General features: G+C 70.9%; 6 protein-coding genes and 3 pseudogenes. 4 read left to right on the plus strand and 5 right to left on the minus strand.

Annotation, left to right across the window (positions count from 1 at the left end; translation table 11 throughout):
• Positions 1 to 2225, minus strand: a pseudogene (locus CCN51_RS08145) (glycosyl hydrolase); the annotation flags it as partial.
• On the minus strand, positions 2222 to 3547 hold the full coding sequence (locus CCN51_RS08150; RefSeq protein WP_014174756.1) for an MFS transporter: 1326 nt from the start codon (positions 3545 to 3547) through the stop codon (positions 2222 to 2224). The gene CCN51_RS08150 and the pseudogene CCN51_RS08145, both read right to left, overlap by 4 nt.
• A 274-nt stretch (positions 3548 to 3821) precedes the next feature.
• Between CCN51_RS08150 and CCN51_RS08155 the strand changes: the two genes are divergently transcribed.
• Positions 3822 to 4865, plus strand: coding sequence for a LacI family DNA-binding transcriptional regulator (locus tag CCN51_RS08155; protein ID WP_014174757.1), 1044 nt, complete (start codon positions 3822 to 3824; stop codon positions 4863 to 4865).
• Between the two features lie 69 nt (positions 4866 to 4934).
• Here CCN51_RS08155 and CCN51_RS08160 read toward each other — a convergent pair whose 3' ends face one another.
• The gene (locus CCN51_RS08160) at positions 4935 to 5501 is read right to left on the minus strand and encodes a snapalysin family zinc-dependent metalloprotease (RefSeq protein WP_014174758.1); all 567 of its coding nucleotides are present in this window, start codon (positions 5499 to 5501) and stop codon (positions 4935 to 4937) included.
• A gap of 277 nt (positions 5502 to 5778) precedes the next feature.
• Between CCN51_RS08160 and recQ the strand changes: the two genes are divergently transcribed.
• Entirely contained in the window at positions 5779 to 7614 is a 1836-nt protein-coding gene (gene recQ, locus CCN51_RS08165; RefSeq protein ID WP_014174759.1) for a DNA helicase RecQ, read from the plus strand.
• A gap of 52 nt (positions 7615 to 7666) precedes the next feature.
• On the opposite strand, the gene htpG is transcribed toward recQ, so the two are convergent.
• The gene (gene htpG / locus CCN51_RS08170) at positions 7667 to 9592 is read right to left on the minus strand and encodes a molecular chaperone HtpG (protein WP_055414138.1); all 1926 of its coding nucleotides are present in this window, start codon (positions 9590 to 9592) and stop codon (positions 7667 to 7669) included.
• A gap of 170 nt (positions 9593 to 9762) precedes the next feature.
• On the opposite strand from htpG, the gene CCN51_RS08175 reads away from it, so the two are divergent.
• Both CCN51_RS08175 and CCN51_RS57050 read left to right on the plus strand, forming a co-directional pair.
• Positions 9763 to 10572 (plus strand): Lrp/AsnC family transcriptional regulator, encoded by an 810-nt coding sequence (locus CCN51_RS08175; RefSeq protein WP_014174761.1) that lies wholly within the window; start codon positions 9763 to 9765, stop codon positions 10570 to 10572.
• A 122-nt stretch (positions 10573 to 10694) separates the two neighbouring features.
• Positions 10695 to 11360: pseudogene (locus CCN51_RS57050) on the plus strand (acetylxylan esterase); the annotation flags it as partial.
• A 32-nt stretch (positions 11361 to 11392) separates the two neighbouring features.
• Here the strand turns inward: CCN51_RS57050 and CCN51_RS59845 are convergent.
• A pseudogene (locus tag CCN51_RS59845) lies at positions 11393 to 11458 on the minus strand (hypothetical protein); the annotation flags it as partial.
• Positions 11459 to 11481: the final 23 nt, after the last annotated feature.

The following is an 11481-nucleotide window of genomic DNA, read 5'->3' on the forward strand; positions in this document are numbered from 1 at the left end:
GTCGGGGCGGGCAGTTCCTCGGCGAGCACCACCAGCGCCACCGCCCCGTCCTCGAACGGCACCTCGAGGAGCCAGGCCCCGTCCGGCGCCCGGGTCACGGCCAGTTCGGTGCGGGCGCCGGTGCCCGGGTCCCAGCGCTGGGCGCGCGGCCGGTCCGGGCCTTCCAGGCGTACCCGGGCCGTGCGGCCGTCGGCGGGCACGAAGTCGTAGCCCTCCGTCCGCAGTTGCTCCCAGTACCGCTCCCAGGAGAAGCCGTCCGTGGGCCAGTCGCCCATGGGGAAGGCGACGATCGGCGCCTTGGTGCCGCTGTGGTCGTCGTGCGCGACCAGGGCCAGCACCAGGGCGTCGCCGTGGCGGCGGAGCAGATACGGCGCGTCGGCGTCGACCCGTACCGGGCCCCGGGCCACCGCGGCGGGCACCTGTTCAGCGCTCTCGACGACCGTGACCAGGCCCCGCGCGACGGCGTCGGCGAACAGCCGACCGGCCTCGGCACCGTCGGTGCGGGGGCCGCCGGGGAACAGTCCGGGCGCCCGGGCCACGCACACCACCCGGCCGCCCGCCGCCGCGAAGCGGACGAGCGTACGGGCCGCCGCGGCGTGCAGGGCCGACGGCCCGGGCAGCACCACGGTGCGGTACCGCTCCTGGCCGATGACCAGGGCGGGGCCCGCCTCATCGGCGGTCACCTCGCCTCCGGCGAGGGTGTTCTCGTCGAAGGTGTCGTGATCGAGGCCCGCGCGCTCCAGCACCCCACGGCGCTCGGCGAACCAGCAGTTGACGCCGTTCAGCTCGTGGTAGAGCCGCCCCGCCTCCGTCGCCGGGGCCAGCGGACCGTCCAGCGTGAGATACGCCTGGGCGGTCGTGGTCGGCGACAGCAGGACCGTGTCGCACACATGGGTGCCCTCGGTCAGCACGGAGCACAGCCTCGCCACGGCGGTGGCGAACACGTGGTACGAGGACCAGTACGGCTGGCGCCAGCAGGTGGACGGCGGCGCCCACTCCCACCAGCCGCCGACGGTGCTGTAGTAGACGGCGTGCGGGTCGTACAGGGTGGCGCCGCGGCGCAGGAAGGGCGCGAGCCAGTCGTAGGTCTCCTCGAGCGTGCCGCCCCAGCCGGAGGAGTGGAACGCCTCGATCCAGGTGCGCCGATGGCCGAAGGCGTGCGCCATCGAACTGTGCGCCTTGGCGTCGCCCCAGTGGTCGCTGCCCGGCGCCCCGTATCCGGCGTGGGTGCCCTGGTAGTCGCCGTACACCCGGACACCGCCCACCGGGTCCCCCTCACGGGCCGGTGAGGGCTGGTCGAAACCGCAGACCAGGCCGTGCCGGGCGAAGAACGCCTCCTGCGGGTCGAAGAAGGCCCGGCGGCCCAGCCGGGCGCGGTGTTCCTGGTAGTCGCGGCGCACCCGCGCGGCGTGCGGGTCCTCGCCCTCCCACAGCGCCCACAGCTCGGGCACCAGGTCGTAGCCGTACACCTCGGCGAAGGTCGCCGCGAAGTCGCGGCCCCAGGTGGGCATGGCGGGCAGTTCGTCCTGGAAGAAGCCGCCGATGGCGCGGCCGAACCACTTTCCGACGTGTCGCTCCAGGGTGCCGTGCACCCGGTCGAGCAGCGCCGCGCAGGCGGCCTCGCCGAAGTAGTCGAAGCCACTGACCCCGCTGTGCACCAGGGTGATCTCGGCGGGGCCGCCGCTCCAGCGGGCCGCGCCGCCGCGCAGCGGCACCGCGACCCGCCCGGCCGCGGCGCCGCCGTCCCGGGCGGGGACGGCGGCGGGCACGGCGTACGCGGCGAGCGCGGTGTGGCCGGTCGGCGGGCGCACCACCGTCTCGTCACCCTCCGCCGGCACGCTCGTGCGGTAGAGGGCGAGCCCGGCGAACTCGGGGTTACGGGCGGTCAGCTGCCCCTGGAAGTTGGCGCCGGAGAACCCGATCTGGTCGTACATCCACAGGCTGAACCCCAGCTCGTCGGCGTCCGCGCAGGCCCCGTCGAGCAGCCGCAGCCACTCCTCGCTCAGATACGGCGGGTCGTCCGCCAGCGAGCCGAAGGTCGGGCCGGTCGGCGCGAGGCACATCACCACGGCCTGCCGGATGCCCTGGGAGGTCAGCTCCGCCATCTGCCGGCGCAGCCGCTCCCGGGTCACCTTCGCGCCGCTCCACCACCAGATGGGCAGCGGCCCGTATTCGGGTGCGGGGTCGGTGAACCGGGAGAGCAGTTCGTCAGCGGACCGCGTCACGCCGCCGCCCGGCGCTCGGCCTCGATGCGGTCCAGGGACTTCCCGGCCGTGTCCGGCATGAAGAAGTAGCCGATGCCGCCGCTGATGACGAGGAACACGGTCAGCAGGGCCGCGATGGTGGAGATGCCCGAGTCGGCGAGGTGGGGCACGAAGTAGCTCCAGATGCCCAGGCAGGTGCGCGCCGTGCCGAAGGTGAAGCCCTGGGCGGTGCCGCGCAGCATGGTCGGGAAGAGCTCCTGGCTGAACGTCTTGTAGACCGCCTCACCGGCCAGCGCGGCCCCCACGCCGAACAGGAAGGTGTTGAGGAGGATCGTCGGGACGGTGAAGGGGAACCACAGGAAGAGCGCGTAGGCGGCGATCTGCATCACCGCTCCGATGGCCCACAGCAGCCGGCGGGTGCGGTGGTCGCGGTCGGTCAGCGGCATGAACACCAGGACGGTCGCGGCGATGCCGACACCGAACCCGGCGCAGGACAGCGCCACGCTCGTCCCCTGGCCCCCCGCGCCCAGGTTCTTGACCATGTACGGGGTGAACAGGCCCGCGGTGCCCGCGGCCAGGTTCCAGAAGAGGTAGAAGCTTCCGGTCCACAGCAGCGCCTTCAGATGCGCCCCGCGGAACAGCTCCCGCACCCCGGCCGCCGCGGCGGCCGTCCCCTTGGCCGCGTCGCCCGCCTTGTTCGCCGCGGCCTTCCACACCGCCGACTCGGTCATCCCTCTGCGCAGCGCCCAGGTGATCAGCGCGACCACGAACAGATGGAGGAAGACGATGCGGATGCCCAGCAGATCCAGCGAGGAGAGCGCGAGCGCGAGCAGGAGCACGATCATCGGCCCGACGTTCCAGGCGACCTGGGTGAACCCGAGCAGCTTGCCCCGGGCCCTGGCCGGTGAGAACTCCCCCACCAGGGCCAGCGAGGTCGGCACGTCGGCGCCCACCGCCACGCCCACCACGAAGGTGCCGATGAACAGCATCGCCGGGTTGACGGCGAACGCGATGCACAGGATCGCGGCCGCGTAGACCAGCAGATCCCACTGGTAGATCCGCTTGCGGCCGAGCTTGTCGCCGAGCCGGCCGCCGATGAAGGCCCCGACGGCCGCGCCGATGGCGTTGGGCCCGATGGCCGCGAGCGCGCCGACGCCGGTGAGACCCGAGTCGCTGAGGCCGAGTTCGTCCTGGAAGAGCGCCAGGCCCGCGCCCAGCGCCACGATCGACCCCGCGTCCAGATACGAGGCCATGCCGGCCAGGACCGACCACTTCCACTGCTGACGGCTGACGGTGCCCTCGGCCTCGGCCGAGGTGGCTTGGGCGGATTGATCCATGGTCATCCGGTGGCTCCCGTCTTCTTTGACATGCTCCGGAGTCCCGACTCGGAGAGTACGTGTGTAGAACGTTCTCCGAATTGAAACGACTCAAAGGTGAGGCGAGGACGACCCGAGGGTCAAGTCACGGGCAGGTAACGATGCGAAAAGCGCTGCGGACGGCCATCGACGTCACGCCCTCTTCGACGGCGTACAGTGGCGTTCTGTAGACCGTTTCACAGGACCGTTTCACCAGAACACCGGCCTTGGTGAGACGCGAGCCAACCGGAAGGAGAGACCCATGGCCCCCACGAGCGGCAAGCGCCGCGTCACGATCACGGATGTCGCGCTGCACGCCGGGGTCTCGACATCAGCCGTGTCCAAGGTGCTGCGCAACGCCTACGGTGTGAGCCCCGAGATGCGCGAACGGGTGCGCGCGGCCATGGCCGAGCTCGACTACCGCCCGCATGCGGCCGCCCGCGGGATGCGGGGCCGTACGTACACGATCGGCGTGCTGCTGGACAACATCCGCAACGCCTTCTTCGCCGACATCCTCGAGGGCGTCAACACCGAACTGCGGGGCGGCGACTACCAGGTGCTGATCGGCGCGGCCGGGTTCGGCGAGGAGGACCAGACCAGACTGGCCCGGGCCCTGGTGGACCGGCAGATGGACGGGCTGATCCTCATCGGCCCCGGCTTTCCGCGTACCGAGGTGCTGCGCACGGCGGCCACCGTGCCCACGGTGGTGATCGGCCACCATGACGTGGCGGAGGAACACGACTCGGTCGTCGACGCCGACGCCCTCGGCGCGGGCCTGGTGATCGACCACCTGGTCCGGCTCGGCCACCGCCGGATCGCCCTGACCTCCACCCCCGGCAACCGGGGCAGCGGCTGGTCGGGCACCCCCGAACGGGTCCAGCGCCGCGGCTATCACGAGGCGATGCGGCGGCACGGGCTCCAGGACCTGGCGCGGGTCGCCATGACCGCCTTCTCCGAGGAGGGCGGCTACCGGGCCGGGATGGAGCTGCTGGCCTCGGCGGACCGGCCGACCGCCGTCTTCGGAGGGGCGGACGTGGCCGCCATGGGCGTCTTCCGCGCCGCGCGCGAACTGGGGCTGCGGATCCCCGAGGACTTCTCGCTGGCCGGCTACAACAACACCGCCGTGGCCGCGCTCGCCCCGGTCCGGCTCACCAGCGTCGACCAGGCGGGCGGGCTGATGGGCACGACGGCGGCGCGGCTGCTGCTGGAGCGTATCGAGGGCCGTACGCGGTCCGTGCTGATGACGGTGTCCCCGAGCCTCGTCGTCCGCGGGACGACGGGTCCCCCGCCGGCCACCGAGGTCTAGCCGGCTTGCGGGCCGGGAGGGGTGCTCCCGGCCCGCGTGGTGGGTCAGTCCACGAACACGCGTGGTGCGTCAGTCCACGAACAGCAGGTCGCGCGTGGCCGCCGAGGAGGCGAGCGCGCCGGCGAAGTTGTCCTCGACCTCCGCCCTTTCGGCCGCGTTCGGGTTGGGGTTGGTGCACGAGGTACCGGCCGTGGAGCCGGACATCAGGCTGGAGCAGGGGCCGGGCTTCATATCGGGCAGACCAAGGATGTGGCCGAGCTCGTGGGACGAGATCCGCACGGTGTTGTAGCCCTCGTCGACGGCCTGCCGCCCGAAGTAGATCGTGCCGCTGCCCAGGCTGGTCGTGGCGGTACGCGGCCAGCCGTTGTCCGCGATGATACGGATGTTCGCCCGCTGCCCCGAGGCGACCGGCTTGAGCTCCACGTTCGCCACGCTGTCGTTCCAGATCGCGGCGCCCTTGGTGACGGCGTCCTTGAACTCAGCGGCCTGGGACGAGTCATACGTCAGCACTCTCGCGGCGATGACCTGCTGCTGCGCCGACCCGGACGCGGGCGCCGCCACCGCCTGGCCGCCCGCCAGGGCGAGCACCGCCACCGCGACGGCGGGTAATGCGCGCAGAGCCTTGCTGGATCTCACGATCGGCCTCCTCGTGGGGTAAGGGCTGTATCGATATGCGGCTACGCCGCGCGGTCATTGACGCGGGCATGACGAGTCCGTCCGCCTCACGGCCACACTGCCCACTCACAGCCATCCCCAACCGGCGCGCACCGGCGGTCGTCACGCGGCCCGATCCACCCTTTCGGCCGACTAGACTCGCCGGGTGCCTCTCCCCGAAAACGATCCCCTCACGAACGGTGCCATCAGCGACTCGCCCCCCAGCAGTCTGGACACCAGAGATCCGGACCCGGGCGATATGAGCGACGCGCTGCGCGTGCTGCGCCGGGTCTTCGGCTATGACGCGTTCCGGGGCGATCAGCAAGAGATCATCGACCATGTCGTGGCCGGGGGCGACGCCCTGGTTCTGATGCCGACCGGCGGCGGCAAATCGCTGTGCTACCAGATCCCCGCGCTCGTCCGCCGCGGCGTCGGCGTCGTCGTCTCACCGCTCATCGCACTGATGCAGGACCAGGTCGACGCGTTGCGGGCGCTCGGCGTACGGGCCGGGTTCCTCAACTCCACCCAGGACCTGGACGAGCGGCGGCTGGTCGAGGCGGAATTCCTCGCGGGCGAGCTGGACCTGCTGTACCTCGCGCCGGAGCGGCTGCGGGTGGAGTCGACGCTCTCGCTGCTGGGCCGGGGCTCGATCTCGCTGTTCGCCATCGACGAGGCGCACTGTGTGGCCCAGTGGGGGCACGACTTCCGCCCCGACTATCTGGCGCTGTCCGAGCTGCACGAGCGCTGGCCCGATGTGCCGCGTATCGCGCTGACCGCGACCGCCACCGAGGCCACCCACTCCGAGATCGCCTCCCGGCTCAAGCTGCAGGACGCCCGCCACTTCGTGGCGAGCTTCGACCGGCCGAACATCCAGTACCGCATCGCGCCCAAGAACGACCCCAAGCGGCAGCTGCTGGAGCTGCTGCGCACCGAGCACCAGGGGCACGCGGGCATCATCTACTGCCTGTCGCGTGCCTCGGTCGAGAAGACCGCCGAGTTCCTGGTGAAGAACGGGATCGAGGCGCTGCCGTACCACGCGGGTCTCGACGCCCGGATCCGGGCCGAGAACCAGGCGCGGTTTCTGCGGGAGGACGGGCTGGTCGTGGTCGCCACGATCGCGTTCGGCATGGGCATCGACAAGCCCGACGTACGGTTCGTCGCCCATCTCGATCTGCCCAAGTCGGTCGAGGGCTACTACCAGGAGACGGGCCGGGCCGGGCGGGACGGGCTGCCCTCCACCGCCTGGCTGGCCTATGGCCTCCAGGACGTCGTCCAGCAGCGCAAGATGATCGACGGCTCGGAGGGCGACGCGGCCCACCGCCGCCGCCTCGGCAGCCACCTCGACGCGATGCTGGCGCTGTGCGAGACGGTCGAGTGCCGCCGGGTGGGGCTGCTGGCCTACTTCGGTCAGCAGAGCACCGCATGCGGCAACTGCGATACGTGTCTGACGCCCGCGGAGTCCTGGGACGGCACCGTCCCCGCGCAGAAGCTGCTGTCGACCGTCGTACGGCTCAAGCGGGAGCGGAACCAGAAGTTCGGCGCCGGCCAGGTGGTCGACATCCTGCTCGGCAAGAAGACCGCCAAGGTGATCCAGTTCGACCATGACGCGCTGTCCGTGTTCGGGATCGGCGCGGAGCTGCGCGAGGCCGAATGGCGGGGCGTGGTGCGCCAGTTGCTCGCCCAGGGGCTGATCGCCGTGGAGGGCGACTACGGCACGCTGGTGCTCTCCGAGGGCAGCGGCGAGGTGCTGGGCGGGCAGCGCCAGGTGATGCTGCGGCGCGAGCCGGAGCGTGCGCCACGGGCCGCGAAGTCCTCGTCGTCGGCGGGCACCAAGTCCGGCCGCGCCGCCGCCCCGGTGGACCTGCCGCCGGAGGCGGTGCCGCTGTTCGAGCGGCTGCGCGCCTGGCGCGGGGCCACCGCCAAGGAGCAGGGCGTCCCGGCGTATGTGATCTTCCACGACGCCACGCTGCGCCAGATCGCCACGCTGTCGCCCAGCACCCTGGCGGAGCTCGGCGCGGTCAGCGGCGTCGGCGAGAACAAGCTGGCCAAGTACGGGGAGCAGATTCTGGAAACGGTCGCGGCAGCGGAGGAGTGACGCGTACGAGGGGAGGGCCGGCTGTCGGCCCTCCCCCCGTACGGTGTCCGCGCTACAGCGTGCGCTGCAGCCGGTCGGCCATCAGCTTGATGAAGCGCGCCGGGTCGCCCAGTTCGCCGCCCTCGGCGAGCAGCGCCATACCGTGGATGAGCTCGGCCGTCTCCGCCAGCCCGTCCGCGCTCCCGTCCGCGCCGTGGGCCTCACGCAGGCCGGTCACCAGCGGGTGCGTGGGATTGAGCTCGAGGATGCGTTTGACCTGGGGCATGTCCTGGCCCATGGCGCGGAACATGTTCTCCAGCGCCGGGGTGACGTCGTGGGTGTCGCCCACGACGCACGCGGGCGAGGTGGTGAGCCGGGAGGACAGCCGCACCTCCTTCACCTGCTCGCTCAGGGTCGTCGTCATCCAGGACAGCAGCTCGGCGAAGTCCTTCTGCCGCTGCTCGCGCTCGGCCTCGCCCTCCTTCTTCTCCTCCTCGGTGTCGAGATCGACCTCGCCCTTGGCGATCGACTGGAACTGCTTGCCGTCGAACTCCGGCACGGACCCGACCCACATCTCGTCGATCGGATCGGTGAGCAGCAGCACCTCGTAGCCCTTGGCCTGGAAGGCCTCCATATGGGGCGAGCTCTCGATGATCGAGCGCGATTCGCCCGTCACGTAGTAGATGTGCTGCTGCCCCTCCTTCATGCGGTCCAGGTACTGCCGCAGGCTGGTGGGCTGCTCCGCGTCATGGGTCGAGGCGAACGAGGAGATCTCCAGGATCGCGTCGCGGTTCTCGAAGTCGTCGAGGAGCCCTTCCTTGACGGCGCGGCCGAACTCCCGCCAGAACGTCGCGTAGCCCTCGGCGTTGGCGGACATCATGTCCTTGACCGTCGACAGCACCTTCTTGACCAGGCGCCGGCGCATCAGCTGGATCTGGCGGTCCTGCTGAAGGGTCTCGCGGGACACGTTCAGCGACAGGTCCTGCGCGTCGACGACACCCTTGACGAAGCGCAGATACTCCGGCATGAGCTCTTCGCAGTCGTCCATGATGAACACGCGCTTGACGTAGAGCTGCACACCGCGCTTGCGCTCCCGCATGAACAGGTCCAGCGGGGCCTGGGACGGGATGAACAGCAGCGCCTGGTACTCGAAGGTCCCCTCCGCCTGCATGCGGATGGTCTCGAGCGGGTTGGTCCAGTCGTGGCTGATGTGCTTGTAGAACTCGTGGTACTCCTCGTCGGTGACCTCGTCACGCGAGCGGGCCCACAGCGCCTTCATCGAGTTCAGCGTCTCGACCTCGGGCTCGGGCGGAGTCTCGGCCTCGGCTTCGGCCTCGCCCTCCCCGTCCTTCTCCGCATCCGTGGCCGTGGCCGTGGCCGTGTTCGTCGACTCGGCGGTCATGCGGATGGGCCAGGTGATGAAGTCGGAGTATCGCTTGACGATCTCCTTGAGCTTCCGCGAGGAGGCGTAGTCGTAGAGGTGGTCCTCGGTGTCCTCCGGCTTCAGCCGCAGGGTGACGGAGGTGCCCTGCGGCGCCTCGTCGACCGCCTCGATGGTGTACGTGCCCTCGCCCGTGGACTCCCAGCGGGTGCCCTGGCTCTCGGTCGCGTGCCGGGTCACCAGCGTGACCTGGTCGGCCACCATGAAGCCGGAGTAGAAGCCGACGCCGAACTGTCCGATGAGGTCCTGCGAGGCCGCGGCGTCCTTCGACTCCTCCTTCGCGTCCTTCAGCTCGCGAAGGAACTCGGCGGTGCCGGACTTGGCTATGGTGCCGATCAGTTGCACCACATCGTCGTGCGACATGCCGATGCCGTTGTCACGCACGGTCAGCGTGCGGCGCTCCTGGTCCACCTCGAGCTCGATGTGGAGATCGGACGTGTCCGCGTGCAGGTCGGTGCCACGGAGCGATTCCAGCCGCAGTTTGTCCAAGGCGTCGGACGCGTTGGAGATGAGCTCCCGCAGAAAGACGTCCTTGTTGGAGTAGATGGAGTGGATCATCAACTGCAGGAGCTGGCGCGCCTCGACCTGAAACTCGAACGTTTCGGCCTTCGTGTTCACATGCTTCCTTTCACGAGCGAGCACTTGTAGCGAGTACCTGACGTCAGCTTAGAGGCGAAGGCCCCCCTCAGAGGGCTCGAATGGGGTGCAAACTGGCATGCTGACGGCCGATGAACACGGATACCGTCACCCTCGACGACATCGACCGGGGCCTGGTCCACGCCCTCCAGATCGATGGCCGGGCGCCACTGCGCACCCTCGGCGAAGCCCTCGGCGTCTCCGAGAACACCGCTGCCCGCCGCTACCGCCGGCTGCGCTCCGCCGGGGTGCTGCGCGTGGTGGGCGCCCTCAACGGCGGCCGGCTCGGCTACAACGCCTGGACCATCCGTCTGCGGTGCACCCCGGACGCGGCGGGCGCCATCGCGCGGGCGCTGGCCGCCCGCCCCGACACCTCGTATGTCCATCTGCTCTCGGGCGGCACCGAGATCTCGTGCAGCGCCCAGACCTGCTCCAGCGACGAGAGCGACGCGCTGCTGCTGCACCGGCTGCCCCGTACCGGCCGGATCACGGCCATCTCCGCCCATCTGCTGCTCGGCCACTCCGCCCTGCCCGACAGCTGGGCGGGCCCCGCCCGGCTGACCCCGGAGCAGACCGCGCTGCGCCGCGCCGGGGTGCTCGCCTTCCTGGTCGACATACCGCCCGCCGCGCTCGGCTTCCGCGCCGAGGCGCGGCTGTGGATGTCGGTGCGCCCGTCGCGGCTGGCCGAGGTGGCGTCCGCGCTGGCCGAACACCCCGAGGTGTCGCTGGTGGCCATGACCACCGGCCCGACCAATCTCCTCGGCGCCGTCAACTGCCGGGACGCCCAGCACCTCGCGCGCTATCTCACCGAGCGGATCGCGTCGCTGGACGCGATCCGCTCCCTGGAGACGGCCCCGGTCATCCGCACCGTCAAGCGCGCCGGGGCGCTGCTGCCCATCTGACCGGGCCAACCGGGCCGTACGGCTCCCTGCCCCGTGCTCCCTACCCCGTGCTCCCCACCCCCTTGTCAGGGGCTGTCGCGCGATGGTTTCCTTCGCAACGGCATGAAGGGAGCTGCCTGTCCATGGCCCTGTTCGACCTTCCGCTCGACGAGTTGCGCGACTACCGGCCGCGCGTCCCCGAGCCCGAGGACTTCGACCGGTTCTGGGAGAAGACCCTCGCCGAGGCCCGTGAGCACGATCTGAACGCCACCTTCGAGCCGGTCGCCACGGCGCTCACCGGTGTGGCGGTGTACGACGTCACCTTCGCGGGGTTCGGCGGCCACCCGGTCAAGGGCTGGTTTCTGCATCCGGCCGGGGCCCGGGAGCCGCTGCCGGTCGTGGTCGAGTACATCGGCTACGGCGGCGGACGCGGGCTCGCGCACACCCATCTGCTGTGGCCGACCGCGGGCTTCGCCCACCTGGTGATGGACACCCGCGGCCAGGGCAGCGGCTGGGCCGCCGGCGACACCCCGGATCCGGTCGGCTCCGGGCCCGCGTTCCCGGGGTTCATGACCCGGGGCATCGAAAACCCCGAGGACTACTACTACCGGCGGGTCTTCACCGACGCCGTGCGCGCGGTGGAGGCGGCCCGCTCCCATCCGCTCACCGACCCGGCCCGTACCGCGGTCACCGGCTCCAGCCAGGGCGGGGGCATCACGCTCGCCGTGGGCGGTCTGGTGCCCGACCTGGTCGCGATCGCCCCCGATGTGCCCTTCCTGTGCCACTTCCGGCGGGCGGCGAAGTGGACCCCGTCGAAGTACGAGAGCGTACGGAAGATCCGCTCGTCCCGGCCGCGGTGGGTCTTGAGATAGTTGCCGATCTCGCGGTACGGATCGCGGTCGGTCAGCGTCGCCGCCCGCCGGAAGTGGC

The organism is Streptomyces milbemycinicus (genome assembly GCF_002154605.1).
Classification (GTDB): domain Bacteria; phylum Actinomycetota; class Actinomycetes; order Streptomycetales; family Streptomycetaceae; genus Streptomyces; species Streptomyces milbemycinicus.